This window comes from Sporosarcina thermotolerans, from assembly GCF_042658975.1.
In the GTDB taxonomy this organism is placed as follows: domain Bacteria; phylum Bacillota; class Bacilli; order Bacillales_A; family Planococcaceae; genus Sporosarcina; species Sporosarcina thermotolerans.
This window is the reverse complement of record NZ_JBHSRM010000014.1, coordinates 94,011-112,367: the sequence shown is the minus strand read 5'-3', so window position 1 is coordinate 112,367 and position 18,357 is coordinate 94,011. Positions and strand designations below refer to the sequence as shown.

The following is an 18,357-nucleotide window of genomic DNA, read 5'->3' as shown; positions in this document are numbered from 1 at the left end:
CTATTTCTTAGTTGGTTGAAATAAAAGACTCAAGTTTTTCAAATGTCTTTTGTCCAATTCCAGACACTACCATTATCGCTTCAGGAGAGTTAAAAAAACCATTTTCTTCACGATATTTTACAATCGCCGCAGCTTTCGACGGCCCGATTCCCGGAATCGTCATTAACTCCTGAACGTCTGCAAGATTAATATTAACTTTTCCATCATTATTCTGTTGGCCTATGCCCGAATGAGGCATCGATACATTTTTAGAATCATAAAAATCCATTTCTTCGCCTTCCCTTGGTATATAAATGAATAATTCATCTACCAATTTCATCGCATGGTTCAACATTCGGGAATCTGCATTCGGCAAATAACCTCCCGCAGCATGTATCGCATCGATCAGGCGATCCCCTTCGACTAAGGAATATACACCAGGATATTTCACGGCTCCTTGAATATCAACCATGATCAATACCGGGAAAATTTCATCCTTACTATCCGTGGGCTCCTCTTCAGGAAGTTCTTCCTCTAAAACATTAATAATTGGGGATTGACCGCTTACGATAATCGGATGATTATCAGCCTGTCCTCGGGGAAAGAACAGTATTGCGGAAAGTACAGCGATTGCTGCAATGGGGGTGATGATCCTACGCCATTTACCTGAAGAAAATGAAGTAAGCAGCACTGTCACCCTTTCTTCGAGGCATCCATATGGAGTCTTATACCACTATAAACGAAAACTTCCTAAAAAGGAAGTTTCATTTACGGACTTGAAAAAAAATTCTTTCACTTTCTTCATATGGTGGTTCATCTTCCCAATCTGCAAAAATACGCTCCACCTTAAACCCGGCACTCTGCAACATCTCTACATAATCATGAACATGGTATGTTGTCTGAAGATGACTTTCATTGAACCTCCGATAAAGACCATTTTCCTCCTTGACGAAGAAAGCTAGATTGGAGTAGACCGAATGCTCCGTATCTCCTTCCTCCGTTTCCCAAATGTAGGCAATTCGTTCATTATCAAATGTAAAAGGCCCTTCCATGAAAATGACATCCGTCTTAAAGGTGGAATGCACATCAAACATCAACAAACCACCGTTTTTTAGTATCGAATGAATTCCCTTAAAGGTTTGGAGTACACTCTCGCGATCGGGAAGATAATTCAGGGAATCTATCGCAATGACTGCCCCATCATATTCCGGCGTACCTTCAATTTCCTGCATAGGCTGCTCTATAAATTGAATTGGCATTGAAAGGGCATTTGCTCTTTTCTTCGCAACTTCAAGCATATCCGCCGAGAGGTCAATTCCAGTAACATCCGCTCCTGCCTTTGCAAGTTTCACGGAGAGTAATCCAGTTCCGCAGCCGATATCGATGATTCTGCGATTTTTCAACCCATCTAATGAAAGTGAGAGTAATTCCACATAAGCATCGTATGGAATATCAGTCATTAGCTCATCGTAAACGAGTGCGAAATTTGTGTAGGCTTCTTTATTGCTCATTGGCCATTTTCAGTAAAGGGGCGTCTCCCCATAACTTTTCCAAATTATAATAGCCACGTTCATCTTTATGGAATACGTGTACAACTACATCACCTAAATCTACAAGCACCCATCTTCCAGTTTCCAGGCCTTCTACTCTTTTCACAACATAGTTATTTTCAGAAGCCTTATCTGCTACTTCCCTTGCGATTGCTTGTACCTGACGTTCTGAGTTCGCATGGCAGATGATGAATTGATCTGCTATGAGTGAAACACCCTCCATGTTTAAAACGACGATCTCCTGTGCGTGCTTGTCGTCTACTGCTTTATATGCTATTTCCAATAATGTTGTCATATTTCACGTTTCCTTTCGTAGTTGACTGTTCATCTTTGTACGTGCTCATTATAGCATTCGAAAGAGTCAGGGAAAACTGTTATCCGCTTGTCAATTAGATAACCGACCGAATGAATGATACAAGACTTCATCGCCTCTTCAATCGATAATTCGGCTGTCTTTCGAAGCTCCTCGATTCCGGGGAATGTTCGCCCCGGTTCAATCAGGTCTGCAACATAAATTACTTTCTCAAGGGCAGACATTCCTGCCCTGCCAGTTGTATGGTAACGTATGGCATTCTGTATATCCAATTCTTTTACCCCGAATTCATCACGTGCTATGATCTTCCCTGCAGCTGCATGCCAAATTTCATGGTGAAAATCAAGAAGCCTACTATCTTCACCATTTTCTTCAATTAGTTTACGCATATCTGCTGGTTCCATGTTTTTCGCAACATCATGTAACAAAGCAGCTAACTCTGCCTTTTCGACTGAAATTCCAAAGCGAACAGCCAAGACTTTTGCAGTTTCCGCAACTCTAATAACATGTTCGAACCGTTTTAAAGAAAGACGTTTTTTGATTTCCTCAATTATTTGTCGGGTTTCCATAGAGTCCCTCCAAACGGATAAAATTTTCAACTTTTTCCGGAACGAGAAATCGAATTGTCCCATTTGACCCAATCCTCTCCCGAATGAGTGTCGAGGAAAGTTCGATTTCAGGAATTTGAACCATTCTAATCGGAAAATCTGATTTTCCGATTGTACCCGGTCTACCAACTCCAACAAACTTGACGACTTTTACAAGTTCTTCTATTTTATACCAATTTGGGAGGATATCAATCATATCCCCACCGATAATAAAATAAAAATCACTGCCCGGTTCATGTTCCTTTAACCGCTTCATGGTTTCAAAGGTATATGAAACCCCACCTTGCTCAACTTCAAAAGCGGAAACAGACAAACCATTCGTCCCTTCTACAGCGAGGTCCACCATGCGAAGACGCTGCTCAGGTGTCGCATCTGTCGGGTTCGACTTATGCGGCGGGATAGAGGTCGGCATAAGCCGTACTTCGTCAAGGCCGAGAGCATGTTTCACCTCATTGGCGATAATCAGATGTCCGATATGGGGAGGGTTAAAAGTGCCTCCCAATAGTCCAACCTTTTTCATAATCCGCTCCTTATGGAAGGACAATCCGTTTTTTCTCTTTCGATTCTTTGTAAAGCACAAGGATTTTACCAATCACTTGCGCAACTTCAATTCCAGCACTTTCAAGTTTTGAAGCAATTTCATTCTTATCCTCTTCACAATTTTGAAGAATGCTCACTTTTATCAATTCCCTTGCTTCAAGTGCTTCCTCAATCTGTTTAATAATTTGATCTGTCAAACCGCCTTTTCCGATTTGAAAAATAGGTTGAAGATGATGTGCTTCACTACGTAAATAACTTTTTTGTTTTCCAGATAACATTTAATTTCCTCCAAGTTTTGTTGAAATGGACTGAATCATTTTACGCGTATCAGGGGTAATGCCTGTCCACAACTCAAATGATAGGGCACCTTGATGGACGAACATTCCGATACCATTCAATGTCTTACCGCCCGATTCACGAGCAATTCGTAAAAAATCAGTTTCGAACGGATTATAGATGATGTCCGCGACAATTGTTCCTTCAGTTATTCCCGAGGGATCCAAAGGGATTCCGCTGCGGGCATAATTCATGCCAACGGACGTCGTTTGTACGATCAATTCAAATTTGCCGATTGCCGATTCGGCATCTTTAAATGATAAAGCAGAACCTGAAGAAAAACCACCAGATAACTGCAAAGCTTTTTCAAAGGTCCTATTCGTAAAAGTGATGGGACCAAAACCGGCGTCCTCCAAGGCAAAAGATATACCACTTGCCGCTCCTCCCGCACCGATGACAAGTACATTACCGATAGTTTCCCCTAATGCGTAGACTTCTTGCAATGAACGGACAAATCCTTGTCCATCAGTATTCATACCGTAAAGAGTACCGTCTTCAAGCACTTTTACTGTATTCACAGCATTCATTCGACTTGCGGTTTCGTCCAATTTATCTATAAAAGGAATAATGGCAGTCTTGTGAGGAACAGTTACGTTCCAACCGCTGCATCCCAATCTTTTTAGGCTACTTACAGCAGCTTCCAATTCATCTGCCTTCACATGTACCGGTATATAGGATGCGTTAATCTGGTTTTCTCTGAACCAGGCTTCATGCATTTCTGGAGACATCGATTGTGCAATTGGGTCACCAATAACTGCATACCACTTCTTCATGGACTGTCCCCCCTTAAATAAGTGATGGACGGAGCACTACATCAACACCACGGGGTGCGTGTACTGCAACAACTACTCCGGGATGCTGCACAGTGATCCAGCCCAAGCCCGAAATGACAAGATCCATTTTCGGTTTTTTAATGGAAAATTCATGTCTTACAAGTGGCGGCATTTTCTCAAGTGATTCTCCGCTTGGTGGTGAAAGTAAATCACCTAAATGCGAAGCATATAATGAATCCGCATTTTCCAACTTTGTACGATGGATAGGAAGGTCATTCGATATATGGATTGTGAAAGAGGAACGGTCACCCTTAAGGAAATCGAACCTAGCGAGCCCTCCTATGAATAGAGTCTGCTCAGCATTCAATTGGAACACTTTTGGTTTTAACTCTTTTTTCGGAGTAATCGCCTTAAGATCTTTGGCATCTAAATGATGGGCCATTTGATGGTCGTTAATAATTCCAGGCGTATCATATATAGCCTTTCCGTCGTCAAGAGGAATTTCAACTAAGTCGAGCGTAGTCCCAGGGAAATGGGATGTCGTAATAACCTCACCCATACCTGTTGCATTCTTTATGATTCGATTTATGAACGTTGACTTTCCAACATTCGTGCAACCGACAACGTAGACATCTTTCCCTTTTCTATATTTATCGATAGCTTCCATTGCCTCTTCCATGCCATGCCCTTTATGTGCGGAAATAAGTAACACATCGATTGGCTTCAGCCCCAATTTTGCGGCTTCAGCTTTCATCCAATTGATAAGTCGATTGCGATTGATTGATTTGGGAAGGACGTCGGATTTATTGCCGACTAACAATATATCCTTATCGCCAACGAATCGTTGCAATCCATTTATCCAGCTACCGTTAAAATCAAAAATATCAACGATTTTAATGACAAGGCCATCTTTGTTCCCAATACCATTCAAAATCTTGAGGAAATCGTCACCAGATAATGAGACGGGCTGCAATTCATTGTAATTGCGAAGTCGGAAACAGCGTTGACAAATGACTTCCTCCTTCTCCAATGACGATGGAGGAGCAAAACCTTCCTTTTTCGGATCCTCCGTTTGAATTTCTATTCCACAACCTATACATTTAAGTTGTTCCAACCTTATTCCTCCCATTCAATCTTTCCAAGACGTTTGAGTCTGGCCAAGATTCTTCTTTCAATCATCCTGTTAAACTTTGTAACAAAGCCATCTGAGCTTGCTACAGGAACAACAAGTATCGTACGCAGGCCAAATCGATTGCCACCTAACACATCTGTCATAAGCTGATCTCCCACCATTACAACCTCTTCCTTTTGTAAGCCCATCGTGGCAAGTGCCTTTTTAAAGTTTCTTGCCAATGGTTTACGGGCGTCACATATGAATGGTGTACCAAGTGGATCACAGAATGTCTGCACACGGGCATGATTGTTATTCGAAAGAATCGTCACTTGAAGACCCGCGTCTTGCATCATTTTCATCCACTCCGAAATTTCGGGAGTCGCCTCTGGCCGATCCCATTCCACAAGCGTATTATCTAAATCGGTAATGATTCCTTTAATTCCTTTTTCAATTAGTTTATCCGGCGAAATTTGAAAGATGTCTTTAACATACTCATCCGGCAGAAAGTAATTATACAAGTTATCCACTCCGTTATATCTCCAATTCAAAGTGTATTATACCACAACAGAAGCGTTTCACATGCATTGTAAGAGAGACAAATCCTTTTCAATCATTCGCTTCACCACGCCGAATTAATACAAGCCGTCAGCGCATATGCTGTCATATAACGACACAGGAGGTGGACCGATGAGCGGATTTGTTATGACACTCGTCCAACTGTGGGTCGAAATCCCGGCAATGGTCGGCTATATCCGGGGGCAGGCATTCCGTCGCCCGTTATCCAAAGCGGAAGAAGCGGATTGTTTGAAGCGATTGGCAGAAGGTGATGAGAGCGCAAGAGATGAGCTAATAGAAAGGAATATGCGCCTCGTCGCTCACGTAGTAAAAAAATTCCACCCAAAACACGAACAACTGGACGATTACATTTCCATTGGTACAATCGGGCTTATGAAGGCTGTAAACAGTTTTACACTTGACCGTAAAACGAAATTAGCGACATATGCAGCCCGTTGTATTGAAAATGAAATACTCATGTACCTAAGAACCCAAAAAAAAGTGCAAAAAGACGTATCGCTTTTTGATCCAATCGGGACAGACAAGGATGGGCAGTCCCTTCAGATAGCAGATTTGTTGCAAACCGAAGAGGAAGCTCCAGTCGAAACCGTCCAACAGAAAGAGCTTAAAGAACGGCTTTATCGCCATCTTGGAAAGTTGGATGGAAGGGAGCTCGAAATCATCCAAAGAAGATATGGATTATTGGATGATCAACCGATGACCCAAAAGGACATTGCCCAGCAACTCAATATTTCAAGAAGCTATGTTTCCCGTATCGAGAAAAGGGCCATTGTCAAATTGTATCAGCTATTTAAGCATGAATACAATGAATAACCAAAAGCGGAGGGCGCCTGCTTATTCCCAACAAGCGGTGGAAGACATGCCGGAAAGGCGCACTTTGCCTTTTTGGCATGTCTGAACCGACTTGAGGGACTGGCGCTCGGAGTCTATACGTAAACAAAAACGCAGGGCGACCGGAGTCTATACGAAGTAAAAAGGCGTTTCCTTACACAGGGCCCCCGGCCGCGTGAAAGGAAACGCCAATTTAATGCATTTTGTTTTTACATCTCGCATTTAGGATATCAGTCTGCACTTACCTCACGAGCGATTATAACAGCGAGAACTGTGGATAGAAAAAACACGCCAGCCATTAGATAAAACATCTATCATAACCTCCTTATAGACAATAAATACCTTACTTCTATCTTACCATATATCAATTATAATTTCGATAAGACATGCATGACAATTTCAGAAGAATGTTTTGCTGCAAGGGGTAGGAATTCATCAAAACTGATTGAAGATTCCTTACCGGCAATATCGGATAATGCTCGGATTACAACAAAAGGTGTTCCAAATTGGTGACAAACCTGTGCAACCGCTGCTGCTTCCATTTCAGCAGCAATCATTTTCGGAAACTGACTTTTCACGAGATTAACACGTTCACTGTCGCTCATGAATACATCCCCTGAAGCAATCAGTCCTGTCGCATGCGCGTGTTCCCCAATTTCCTCAACGGCTTCCCTTGCGGCTTGGACAAGCTTCGGATCTGATAGATAAGACGGTGGCATTCCCGGTACTTGGCCGATTTCATAACCAAAGACGCACGCGTCCACGTCATGATGTCTGACCTCATCCGAGATGACAATTGTTCCAACTTCAAGGGTTTCAGCAAAACCACCTGCGGATCCAGTGTTTAGAATTGCATCTGGCTTATATTGTTGTATTAGCAATGTCGTTGCAATTGCCGCGTTTACTTTACCAATCCCACTTTTCACAAGGATGATATCATGATTGCCAATCTTTCCTTCAATGAACTCACACCCTGCAATCACGCTTGCATGCTGTGTTTCGATTTTTCCTCTTAAGATTTCTACTTCTTCTTCCATTGCACCTATAATTGCTATTTTCATCTAGTTGCCCTCCGACTGTAGTTCAGTTCAATATTCAAAGTCCAATGTGTTTAAAATATCCATTTTCACTGGCTGCCAACCCTTTTCATCCACCCATTCGAGATAAACACGGAATTTCTCCACTTCGTCCCTAGTTGAGACAATCCCAATCGATTTTTGTGGCCCACCGCCATTTTTAATCTTCCAATAGATTAAGGATTCCTCCGGAAATCCAGTTGCATAGGCGATTGCTTTTTTCTTTTCATCCCAGTCAACAGTACCTATTTCATAGATTGAAATATGATCGCCTGTTTGAACTGTTCCGATTGGCTGCCAAGCATTGTTAATAATTGTTTCATCAATTATCTCTTCATCATTCGGGACAATAGTTATGGTATCTTCATCGTTAGCTTCGTCAGTATTTCCGTCTCCGGATGTTCCCGCTCCCGAACCATCAGATCCTCCATCGTCCGTGCTTTCATCATTCACATCACTATCATTGGATTGATCTTCATCATCAGCCGGCATTCCATTTTCACCGTCAGTATCTGCATCGTTTTCACTTGAGTTCTCTTCGATGTTCTCTTGTGCATCTTGATTTGCTGTTTGATCCTTACTATCATCGTTTTTACTGCCGATAAAAATATTGGCCCCGACGATCACTATCAATACAACAACAAGTCCAATCATAATATTTAATAATTGGTTGCCTCGGTTCTTTCTTTTTTTACGGCTCGTTCGTGAATAATTTGAATTAGTTCCATTCATACAACCATCCCCCTTTACAGTTAGTCAAGGCAAACTAAACCCCTATAAGGGAAAAAACCGCCCTCATATTGAAGGCGGCCATTAAAGGTCACTTTATTTCAACAATAACGACCGACATTTCTCCCCCTGGAGTCACAATCTTAACTTCGTCGCCTTTTTTACGGCCAATCAAGCCCTTTGCGATTGGTGAATCGTTAGAGATTAACCCTTCAATCGGATTAGCTTCTGCTGAGCCTACAATCGTGTATGTCTCTTCATCACCATCAGGTAGTTCTTTAAATGTAACCGTTTTCCCAAGTTGTACTTCATCAGTATTCAATTCGTTTTCTGTGATAATGACAGAGTTACGAATCATCGACTCGAGTGTAGAAATCTTTCCTTCAACAAATGCCTGATCTTCCTTCGCGGAATCATATTCCGAGTTTTCCGATAGGTCACCAAAGCTACGAGCAACTTTAATGCGTTCAACGACTTCTTTTCGTTTTACAGTTTTTAAGAACTCAAGCTCATCTTCAAGCTTTTTTTTGCCTGATACTGTCATTGGATATTTTTTCTCTGATACCATTTTACAACACTCCTCATATTCCTGTTCATAAAAACACTATGCCGCTCCTGCTAAAGGTATGCGACATAGGGCCATTTATATTGAATTCTGACTTTATCATATTACAATTTCGTGCCGTATTCAAGAATTGTTTTTATTTTCGTTACCATAAGGTCAATCGCAACTTCATTATGACCGCCTTCCGGGATGATAATATCTGCATACCGTTTTGTCGGTTCAATGAACTGATTGTGCATTGGACGAACAACTGATAGATATTGCTCGATAACAGAATCGATTGTTCTGCCTCTTTCGTTAATATCTCTCAAAAGACGCCTAATAATGCGTAAATCAGCATCCGTGTCGACAAAAAGCTTAATATCCATCAGATCACGCAGCCTTTCATCCTCAAGAACAAGAATTCCCTCAAGAATGATGACGTCCTTCGGCTCAATCGTTATCTTCTGATCAGACCTTGTATGCAAAGCATAGTCATACACCGGTTTTTCTATTGCTTCCCGATCTAAAAGTTTACCGATATGAGCAATCAACAAATCTGTATCAAACGCAAGTGGATGATCGTAGTTTGTCAAAAGTCTTTCTTCAAACTCCAAATGGGATTGGTCCTTATAATAATAATCCTGTTCAATAACAACAACTGAGTGTTCCTTGAACACATTATAAATACGGTTCGTAACACTGGTCTTCCCCGATCCTGAACCACCGGCAATGCCAATGACAAGAGGTTTGCTCTTATCCATTTATTTTCCTCCCTCAAATGCAGGGAAACCCCTAGTCCCTCTTTTTAACTGCAATTAAAATTCCGTCACCAACTGGAAGCAGTGACGTTTCATACTGAGGATGCCCCATGATCCAAGTAGTGAATTCCTTTAGATTTCGAATCATCGTACGGTTCCGTTTCGGTAATTCTTCATCCGGAATCAGTACCGCACCATGCATAAACATATTATCACAATAAATGACACCGCCCGGAGCAACATGCTTTGAATATTTCTCAAAAAACCGTTTGTATTGGCCTTTCGCAGCATCAATGAACAGAGCATCATACTGACGTGCAGGAATAAGATCTTCATCCATCAGTAAAGCATCGCCTTCAATGATGGTAATCCTATCATTGTATCCACTTCGCTCGATATACTCGACTGCGGACTCATACCTTTCTTTGTCCCGTTCGATGGTAACGATGGACACTTCTTTTATTGACGATACCATCCGGATAGCAGAATATCCTATTGCGCTGCCGATTTCAAGTATAAACTTTGGCTGCTGGATTCGAAGTAGACCGACAAACGTGTCAATCCCGTTCCTATCCATTATCGGAATCCTATTTTCTTCTGCAAAATTCTCCATTTCTTGAATCAACGGACTTTCGGCTTCAGTCAAATTGGAAATATATGTTGTGTACTCACTCACGATGATCACTTCCATTCTTTCTGCGGCTCAATCGCCTGATAGATGTTCTGCAATATTAGCCAAATGCTCTTCGTAAGTCTTCGCGAAGTAATTCTTTCCTTCCTTGTCTGCAAGGAAATAGAAGTACTCCGTAATTGCAGGGTCAACTACTGCCTCGATTGAAGACTTTCCAGAATTCGCTATTGGTCCAGGAGGAAGTCCAACGTATTTATATGTGTTATATGGATCATCAACTTCCAAATCGGCAAATAAAACCCTATCTTTATGCATGCCTAACGCATATAAAACAGTTGGATCTGTCTGAAGCATCATGCCTTTTTCCAATCTGTTATAAAAGACACTTGCAATTGCCTCTCGATCCGTAGTTGCCGTGGCTTCCCTTTCAAGTAAACTGGCGAATGTAAGTAACCAATGAACAGACCTTCCGTTTGACTCTAAATAAGCGAAGTAAGGTGTAATGTTCGAAGATGTTGCATCCAACATCGTAGTGACAACCGTTTCAACTGATGGCTTCTCTTCGTAGAATGGATACGTAGCTGGATATAAATACCCTTCAAGTGGATATCTAACGTCTTCAGCCAAAATATCTTCAGTTAGAATTTTAGGGTATTTACCCATAAGATCCGCAATCGTCTGCTCGTTATTCACATACTTCAAAAAGTCCTTTGCAGGGATTCCGGCCCGTTTTTCAACTACATTTGCTATCTGATCCAATGTTAAGCCTTCTGGAACAGTCATAGTGAAAATTGGTGTCCTATAGACTTTACCTGTTTTTAGACTTTCAATTAATTCATCCAAAGTCATTGCCTTTGTCAATCCATACGAACCCGCTTGAAACTGCGCCTCGTTGTTGAATTTTGCATAATACTTAAATATTTTCGCATTCCTGACTAGACCTTTTTCCTCCAGCATTTCGGCAATCGATGTTAACCCAGATCCTATCGGAACTTCAACATCTATTATCTCTTCGGAGTTAGGGTCAACAGGCTGTAGTGCTTCGTTTATGTATTTATAAACTGCACGGCCACCAAGAAGCCCCCCGATTATGATTAACAATGTGAGAACAAACACGATGCGCCTAACAATTTTCACTTCTTTTTTCTGTTCGAGCATCTTTTCAAACATCGCTTCTTTTTTTGACCCATTTTCCATTCTGCGTAACCCCATTTCGTGCTATCTAACTATTGAACTGAAAACTTGGATAAAGGTTCTTTTCATTGAAAAAAACGGAATGGCCTGCACCATTCCGTCCGTGCACATATGAATTATTCTTCGTCCTCGTCGTCTTCAGCAAGGAAAGTGTTCAACATTTCTTCAATCATATCCCACTCTTCGTCTGTTTCGATTGGCAATAACTCTCCGTCTTCGTTATCTTCTGATGGGATGAAAGCAGAAGCATGGATTTCAACCTCTTCATCTTCGCCGACTTCATCTTCACCTAAAATGTGGTAAAGGACATATGATTTTCCAAAATCTTCCGAATCGAATGTGAAAATAACTTCACATACATGCTCTACACCGTGCTCATCTACTACTGTCATTGTTTCTTGTCCATGTTCCATATAAATCACCTCATCTATTTTTTGAATCAAGATACCCTTGTAGTATCATGACTGCTGCCATCTTATCGATGACGGTTTTTCTTTTCTTTCTGCTGACATCCGCTTCGATCAGCATCCGTTCCGCTGCCATTGTCGTAAGTCTCTCATCCCACAGTACAGCAGGATGACCGAACGTTTCCTTTAAAAGTTCCGCGTATCTTTCAGATGCTTCCCCTCTTGGACCGATCGAGTTGTTCATGTTTTTCGGATAACCGACAACGAAAGAAGTAACTGCATATTCAGTAACAAGCTCCTGAATTCTTGACATACCAAATTGGCCGGCACTTTCATCAATCTTAATCGTTTCGATGCCTTGGGCTGTCCACCCAAGTGCATCGCTGATTGCAATACCGACCGTTTTGGAACCAACATCCAACCCCATTACCCTCACTTGGATTTACCTCCGTTTTCACGGATGTAGAACTTCACAAGCTCCTCAAGAATTTCGTCCCTCTCCAATTTCCGGATGAGGTTACGGGCTTCATAATGACGAGGAATATAAGCTGGGTCGCCAGAAAGAAGATAACCGACAATCTGGTTAATAGGATTGTAACCCTTGTCCTCTAGTGCTTTATGCACATGAAGCATGACCAATTTTACTTCTTGCTCCATCGATTCCTCAGGAAAGTTGAATTTCATCGTTTTGTCGTATGAATTCATAGTCGACACCCCACTTTCCAATCGTCCGTTTGTTAATCGGATATCTGTCCCACTTCTCTATACCCGATGCCTATTTCCGGTTAAACGGATTTGACATAATCATACACGGATTGGAGGGCTACATCAAGTTTAGAAGCATCCTTTGCACCTGCCATCGCCATATCTGGACGACCTCCACCTTTACCGCCGCACTGAGAAGCTACATGATTGACGATTTTTCCGGCATGGAATTTCCCGCCTTTCAAGTCTTCTGTCACTCCAGATGCGAGTAAAACCTTTCCTTCCGACGCCGCACCAAGTACAATTACACCTTTTACAATCTTTTGTTTCAATTCATCAATCATTTGTCTAAGTGCATTGTTATCCTTAACATCCACTCTGGCTGATATTACTGTCACATCGTCAATTTGTTGTGAAGTTGCCAATATATCTGATAGTTGGCTATTCCCCAATTTCGCGGAAAGTGAATCATTTTCACGATGAAGCTCTTTTACCTCCATCAACGTGGATTGGACCTTCGTTACAATCTCTTTTGGATTAGTTTTTAAAATTGTCGCAGCGCTGTTCAATAGTCCCTCTTCCATTTTGAATGAGAGGTAGGCTTGTTTGCCAGTAACTGCCTCGATTCGTCTTGTACCTGCACCAATTCCGCTTTCCGATTCAATTTTGAAAAGGCCTATTGTAGAAGTTGCCGGCACATGGCAACCACCGCATAATTCAAGTGAAAAATCTCCCACGGAAACTACACGAACTACATCCCCATATTTCTCACCGAATAAAGCCATTGCACCCATTTCTTTTGCTTCATTAATCGGTTTCTGTTCAATTTGAACGGAGATATCTTCCCAAATCTTTTCATTAACGATTTCTTCAATCCGTTCCAATTCCTCTTTTGTGACTTGACCAAAATGTGAGAAGTCGAAACGTAGACGATCCGGTCCAACATACGATCCAGCCTGATTAACATGTTCTCCAAGTACGAGTTTTAACGCTTTATGAAGAAGATGAGTTGCTGTATGGTTTTTGATCGTCAATTTACGTGATTCCACATCCACCTCTGCATGTACATTGGTGCTATGCGAAACTTCGCCTGAACGAACAATTCCGGAATGCAAGTTTTGGCCATTCGGCGCTTTCTGCACATCCTTCACATCGATGATGAATGCCACACTTTCAACGATTCCTTTATCCGCGATTTGCCCTCCGCTTTCTGCATAGAACGGTGTACGTTCAAGGATGAATTGGATTTCATCCCCTTCAGAAGCATGCGCAACCAAATCACCATTATGCAATAAAACGCTGATTTGTGACTCGCAAGCCAAATTATCATATCCGATAAATTCGCTTGATTCATGAAGATTCCCTAACACTTCTGATTGAACATGCATTGAATCGACATCTTGTCGAGCCGCCCTAGCACGTTTCCGTTGATTCTCCATTTCTTCTTCAAAGCCGACACGGTCGACTGTCACTCCTGCTTCTTCTGCAAACTCTTCTGTTAGCTCAAACGGGAAGCCGTATGTGTCATAAAGCTTAAATGCATCTTTACCAGATACGACTGAATGGCCAGCAGCTTTCGCTTTTTCCATAACAGTGTTCAATATAGACAATCCTTCGTGCAAAGTCTCATGGAAGCGTTCTTCCTCATTCTTAATAACCTTCATAATGAAAGCTTCTTTTTCTTTGACTTGTGGATAGAAGTCTTCCATTACTTCCCCAACGACAGGGACGAGTTCATACATGAATGGCTTATTGATACCCAATTGTTTTGCGAAGCGTACTGCGCGACGTAAAAGTCTACGTAAGACATATCCTCTTCCTTCGTTGGAAGGTAGTGCCCCGTCGCCGATCGCAAACGCAACAGTACGGATATGGTCAGCAATCACTTTAAATGCTGTGTCTTTTACTTCGTTCTCGCCGTATTTCTCGCCGGAAACGTTTTCTACAGAATGGATGATCGGCATAAATAGATCCGTGTCAAAGTTTGTCGGCACTTCTTGGATGACGGAAACAAGACGTTCAAGTCCCATTCCAGTATCAATATTTTTCTTTGGTAGCGGCGTGTACGTGTTATCAGGATTATGGTTGAATTCGGAGAACACTAAGTTCCAGATTTCTAAGTAGCGTTCATTTTCACCGCCTGGATACAATTCCGGATCCGAAAAATCATCGCCATATGATGGGCCTCGATCATAGAAAATTTCTGAGTTCGGGCCGCTTGGTCCTTCTCCGATATCCCAGAAGTTCCCTTCTAATCGGATAATGCGCTCTTCGGGAATACCGATTTTATCTTTCCAAATTGCGTATGCTTCGTCATCTTCCGGGTGGATGGTGACGGAAAGTAATTCCGGGTCGAAGCCGATCCATTTTTCATTCGTTAGGAAATCCCATGCACGGATGATTGCTTCTTCTTTGAAGTAGTCACCGATTGAGAAGTTCCCTAACATTTCGAAGAATGTATGGTGGCGAGCAGTTTTTCCGACATTTTCGATGTCGTTTGTTCGGATTGATTTTTGGGCGTTGACGATACGTGGGTTAGTTGGGATGACACGTCCGTCGAAATATTTTTTTAGTGTTGCGACTCCGCTGTTGATCCATAGAAGTGAAGGGTCGTCGATTGGCACTAGGGGTGCTGATGGTTCTTCGCTGTGGCCATGTTGTTTGAAGTATTCAAGAAACATTCTTCTGACTTCAGCTGATGTTAGTTTTTTCATGAAATTTCCTCCTTGGGTTATTATAAACCGTTGCTTTACGTTGCAGGCGGACGCTTTCCAATCGAACCACGAAGAGTTCGATTTGCCGTATTTCTGCGTTTTTTGCAGAAATTAAGGCAGCGACTTACAACTTCCTGCTCCCTTAGGGTCGCAGTAAACATTGCTCGTAACGCTACGCTTTTGCTGGAGTCGCCGCCTTCCACTTCAAGCAACTAGACATACTTAACAATCAAAGATTTGAAAGCAAAAGCAAAAATAAAATTAAATAAAAACAAAAAAATCTCCTCCCCTGTACAAGGGACGAAGATTTTTTCGTGGTACCACCCTAATTTACCGGTGAAAACCGGTATCTCAAGACGCCTTAACGCGGCTAACGGCAAGGATTAGTTGCTCTCGGGAGTAGCTTTCCGGCAAATGGCCATGGGAATCCTTGCAGCCTGGGGATTCCTTTCTGAACATGGCGATAGGCGTACTTTCTCCGTCAACGAATTTTATATGATACTTAGGATTATAGGGAATAGAGTGCGATGTGTCAATCTATTGCCTCGGAAATGTCGTATGGGGTTATTCCCCTCATACCAATCATCGGGTCAATGCCAAGAATTGTTTCTCTTGTAAGTCTGTATTCTTTTTTAACATCGGAATCAGGATTGTCTAAGGTTTCACTATGTTTCGCCAGTTGGCTTGTTTCAATGACATCTTCATTTTCCACGATAGACTCTTTGCGTAATCTTTCCTTTAGAGTCGTCTGGCGCTCCAGTTCGTCTGTCCGATTTATTCCAATTTTGAATTCCTCAGGCTCTCCACATAGAATTAGAAAGTTTTTGGCCCGTGTAATCCCTGTGTATAAAAGATTTTTCCGGAGCATTTTCCGATAGCCTCGGACAATTGGCATGACGACAATTGGAAATTCACTACCTTGGGATTTATGGATTGAACAGCAATAAGCTAGTGTTATCTGATTTAAGTCATTACGTTCATATTCCACTTCAATCCCGTCGTATGAAACGATCAGCATTTCCTTTTTATCCACTGTTTCTTTAGCTTTGATGATAGAGATAACTTCACCCATATCGCCATTGAAAACATTACTTTCAGGTTGGTTGACAAGCTGGAGCACTTTGTCCCCGATACGGTAAACAGTCTCCCCGAATACGACTTCCTTCCGGTCAGGACCCGGAGGATTGACCATCTGCTGGATCATCTTGTTTAACCCGTCTATACCTGCAGGCCCTTTGTACATTGGTGCAAGTACTTGGATGTTTTTGATATGGTGGCCCTTTGAAATTGCATTTTTGACCACCTGTTCGACCACTTCAAGGATTTGATCTCCATATGCTTTGATAAATGAACGATCTCCTGTTTTCCGGGTGATATCATCTACCCAGTCGCCGTTTTTAATCATATGGGCCATTTCAATAATTGTGGATCCGGCACTTTGACGATAGATTTCGGTCAGTTCGACAACCGGGATTTTTCCTGAGGTAAGCATATCTTTTAAAACTTGTCCGGGCCCTACAGGGGGAAGCTGATCCTGGTCGCCAACGAAAAGGATTTGGATATCGTTTTGTAATGCCTTCAGCAACTGGTGCGCTAACCATGTATCGACCATCGACATTTCATCGATTATGATGAGTCGCCCTTCCACTTCCTTTCCGATTGCATCATCTCTTTCTTGGCCAGTGAAACCAAGAAGGCGATGGATTGTCATCGCAGGAAGGCCCGTGGATTCAGACATCCTTTTAGCCGCACGACCTGTCGGAGCCGCTAAAACAATTGGAAAACTTTCTTCTTTTTTCGCATAGATTTTGGGGTCTAATGAAAGACCGTGCAACTCGGCATATACTTCAACTAATCCCCGAATTACTGTTGTTTTACCAGTACCCGGACCACCAGTAAGAATCATTGCTGGAGAATGAATAGCCTCCTGAATTGCAGCAACTTGAGTTTCTGCATAACTGACGCCAAGACGTTCTTCCGCTTCACCAATTGCTTTTCTGATTTCGGATACCGGAAATTTGTCGGCATGGTCATTCTCCATAATTCGTTCCAACTTCGAAGCGATGCCAATTTCCGAGAAATAGAGAGAAGGGACATATAGCCTTTTACCTTCGCCACAGAGCTTCCCTTCCTCCACCAATTCAATGACCATTTGAGAAATTTGCTGAAAAGTCACTTCTTCCCTTTGGCTACTTTCAAGTAGTCGCTTCACTTCCGGCAAAATCATTTCTGCGTCTAAAAAAACATGGCCGGCGGACTGGACTCCTTGGTTGATCGAATGAAGAATGGCAGCTTTCACACGTGAAGGGTGGCTACCCGTGATACCCAATTGTTTACCTAATTCATCCGCTCGTTGAAAACCAATTCCTTCAACGTCCTCTATCAACCGAAAAGGGTTTTCTTTTAATAATTCAATTGCTTCCTCGCGATATGTCTGGTAAATCCGCATGGAAAGTTGGGGGCCAAAACCCCATTCATTCAATTGAACCATCGAACGTTCTAACCCTAAATTTTCCTGCAGTACTGTAACAAGGGTTTCTTTCCTCTCTTCTGAGAGCTTAGGAATACGGTCCAAAACAGACGGATTTTCAAGAATCTGTTTGATAGCGTCCATTCCTAAAGTTTTAACAATTGTATCCGCAGTTTTTCTACCAATACCGGGGAATAAATCACTTGATAGATAATGGACAATCCCAGTTTCGGTTTCTGGCAATTCTTTGGAGAAGGTGTGGACATCGAATTGCTGTCCGTACGTCGAATGGTTGACAAGTACCCCCGTTAATCGATAATCCTCTTCGTTTGCGAGCGGTGGAAAATTTCCTTTTATGACAATTTCCCGATCCGCATAACCGCTATTTGTTTTCGTTATTTTCAATTTGACAATTGAAAATAGATTATCGGGATTGTGGAAGATTGTAACTACCGGTCTTCCAACTATGAACATCGCCTCTGCATTTCCTTCCATACCTTCCACCA

Annotated in this window: 21 protein-coding genes and 1 other annotated feature; of the genes, 1 reads left to right on the top strand and 20 read right to left on the bottom strand. The window is 42.1% G+C overall.

Annotation, left to right across the window (positions count from 1 at the left end):
• Positions 1-7 precede the first annotated feature (7 nt).
• The 9 genes from ACFPZG_RS12065 to ACFPZG_RS12025 form a co-directional block, all read right to left on the bottom strand.
• Positions 8-676, bottom strand: coding sequence for a helix-hairpin-helix domain-containing protein (locus tag ACFPZG_RS12065; RefSeq protein ID WP_381427398.1), 669 nt, complete (start codon positions 674-676; stop codon positions 8-10).
• Positions 677-743: 67 nt separating this feature from the next.
• Positions 744-1,490: a class I SAM-dependent DNA methyltransferase gene (locus ACFPZG_RS12060; protein ID WP_317940769.1), complete on the bottom strand. Its 747-nt coding sequence runs from the start codon at positions 1,488-1,490 to the stop codon at positions 744-746.
• On the bottom strand, positions 1,480-1,824 hold the full coding sequence (gene rsfS, locus ACFPZG_RS12055) for a ribosome silencing factor (protein ID WP_283732253.1): 345 nt from the start codon (positions 1,822-1,824) through the stop codon (positions 1,480-1,482). The genes ACFPZG_RS12060 and rsfS overlap by 11 nt, the downstream gene beginning before the upstream one ends.
• 29 nt (positions 1,825-1,853) lie before the next feature.
• Positions 1,854-2,411 (bottom strand): bis(5'-nucleosyl)-tetraphosphatase (symmetrical) YqeK, encoded by a 558-nt coding sequence (gene yqeK, locus ACFPZG_RS12050; RefSeq protein WP_283732254.1) that lies wholly within the window; start codon positions 2,409-2,411, stop codon positions 1,854-1,856.
• Positions 2,389-2,970, bottom strand: a complete 582-nt coding sequence (locus ACFPZG_RS12045) for a nicotinate-nucleotide adenylyltransferase (protein WP_283732255.1) — start codon at positions 2,968-2,970, stop codon at positions 2,389-2,391. Before ACFPZG_RS12045 ends, yqeK begins: the two co-directional genes overlap by 23 nt.
• A 10-nt stretch (positions 2,971-2,980) precedes the next feature.
• Complete coding sequence (yhbY, locus tag ACFPZG_RS12040; RefSeq protein ID WP_283732256.1) at positions 2,981-3,268, bottom strand: ribosome assembly RNA-binding protein YhbY; 288 nt, start codon at positions 3,266-3,268, stop codon at positions 2,981-2,983.
• On the bottom strand, positions 3,269-4,099 hold the full coding sequence (gene aroE, locus ACFPZG_RS12035) for a shikimate dehydrogenase (protein WP_317940770.1): 831 nt from the start codon (positions 4,097-4,099) through the stop codon (positions 3,269-3,271). It lies immediately after the preceding gene.
• Positions 4,100-4,112: 13 nt separating this feature from the next.
• The gene (gene yqeH, locus ACFPZG_RS12030; RefSeq protein WP_317940771.1) at positions 4,113-5,228 is read right to left on the bottom strand and encodes a ribosome biogenesis GTPase YqeH; all 1,116 of its coding nucleotides are present in this window, start codon (positions 5,226-5,228) and stop codon (positions 4,113-4,115) included.
• A complete protein-coding gene (locus ACFPZG_RS12025) occupies positions 5,216-5,731 on the bottom strand; it encodes a YqeG family HAD IIIA-type phosphatase (protein ID WP_283734661.1) in 516 nt (171 codons plus the stop codon). Before ACFPZG_RS12025 ends, yqeH begins: the two co-directional genes overlap by 13 nt.
• 169 nt (positions 5,732-5,900) lie before the next feature.
• On the opposite strand from ACFPZG_RS12025, the gene sigK reads away from it, so the two are divergent.
• On the top strand, positions 5,901-6,602 hold the full coding sequence (gene sigK, locus ACFPZG_RS12020; protein WP_317940772.1) for an RNA polymerase sporulation sigma factor SigK: 702 nt from the start codon (positions 5,901-5,903) through the stop codon (positions 6,600-6,602).
• A 386-nt stretch (positions 6,603-6,988) separates the two neighbouring features.
• On the opposite strand, the gene mtnN is transcribed toward sigK, so the two are convergent.
• The 11 genes from mtnN to recD2 form a co-directional block, all read right to left on the bottom strand.
• On the bottom strand, positions 6,989-7,681 hold the full coding sequence (mtnN, locus tag ACFPZG_RS12015) for a 5'-methylthioadenosine/S-adenosylhomocysteine nucleosidase (RefSeq protein ID WP_283732257.1): 693 nt from the start codon (positions 7,679-7,681) through the stop codon (positions 6,989-6,991).
• A gap of 27 nt (positions 7,682-7,708) precedes the next feature.
• On the bottom strand, positions 7,709-8,428 hold the full coding sequence (locus ACFPZG_RS12010) for a YrrS family protein (RefSeq protein ID WP_283732259.1): 720 nt from the start codon (positions 8,426-8,428) through the stop codon (positions 7,709-7,711).
• A gap of 88 nt (positions 8,429-8,516) precedes the next feature.
• On the bottom strand, positions 8,517-8,993 hold the full coding sequence (gene greA / locus ACFPZG_RS12005; RefSeq protein ID WP_283732260.1) for a transcription elongation factor GreA: 477 nt from the start codon (positions 8,991-8,993) through the stop codon (positions 8,517-8,519).
• 101 nt (positions 8,994-9,094) lie between these two features.
• Entirely contained in the window at positions 9,095-9,733 is a 639-nt protein-coding gene (gene udk, locus ACFPZG_RS12000; protein ID WP_283732262.1) for a uridine kinase, read from the bottom strand.
• 31 nt (positions 9,734-9,764) lie between these two features.
• A complete protein-coding gene (locus ACFPZG_RS11995; protein ID WP_381427387.1) occupies positions 9,765-10,421 on the bottom strand; it encodes an O-methyltransferase in 657 nt (218 codons plus the stop codon).
• Positions 10,422-10,433: 12 nt separating this feature from the next.
• Positions 10,434-11,558, bottom strand: a complete 1,125-nt coding sequence (mltG, locus tag ACFPZG_RS11990) for an endolytic transglycosylase MltG (RefSeq protein WP_317940774.1) — start codon at positions 11,556-11,558, stop codon at positions 10,434-10,436.
• A 113-nt stretch (positions 11,559-11,671) separates the two neighbouring features.
• Positions 11,672-11,968, bottom strand: coding sequence for a DUF1292 domain-containing protein (locus ACFPZG_RS11985; RefSeq protein WP_283732265.1), 297 nt, complete (start codon positions 11,966-11,968; stop codon positions 11,672-11,674).
• Positions 11,969-11,978: 10 nt separating this feature from the next.
• Positions 11,979-12,398, bottom strand: a complete 420-nt coding sequence (gene ruvX / locus ACFPZG_RS11980) for a Holliday junction resolvase RuvX (protein ID WP_283732266.1) — start codon at positions 12,396-12,398, stop codon at positions 11,979-11,981.
• Positions 12,395-12,667, bottom strand: a complete 273-nt coding sequence (locus ACFPZG_RS11975; protein ID WP_283732267.1) for an IreB family regulatory phosphoprotein — start codon at positions 12,665-12,667, stop codon at positions 12,395-12,397. Before ACFPZG_RS11975 ends, ruvX begins: the two co-directional genes overlap by 4 nt.
• A gap of 80 nt (positions 12,668-12,747) precedes the next feature.
• A complete protein-coding gene (gene alaS / locus ACFPZG_RS11970) occupies positions 12,748-15,381 on the bottom strand; it encodes an alanine--tRNA ligase (RefSeq protein WP_317940775.1) in 2,634 nt (877 codons plus the stop codon).
• 293 nt (positions 15,382-15,674) lie between these two features.
• Positions 15,675-15,875: a binding site (T-box leader), on the bottom strand.
• A gap of 38 nt (positions 15,876-15,913) precedes the next feature.
• On the bottom strand, positions 15,914-18,346 hold the full coding sequence (recD2, locus tag ACFPZG_RS11965) for an SF1B family DNA helicase RecD2 (protein ID WP_317940776.1): 2,433 nt from the start codon (positions 18,344-18,346) through the stop codon (positions 15,914-15,916).
• Between the last annotated feature and the right edge of the window lie 11 nt (positions 18,347-18,357).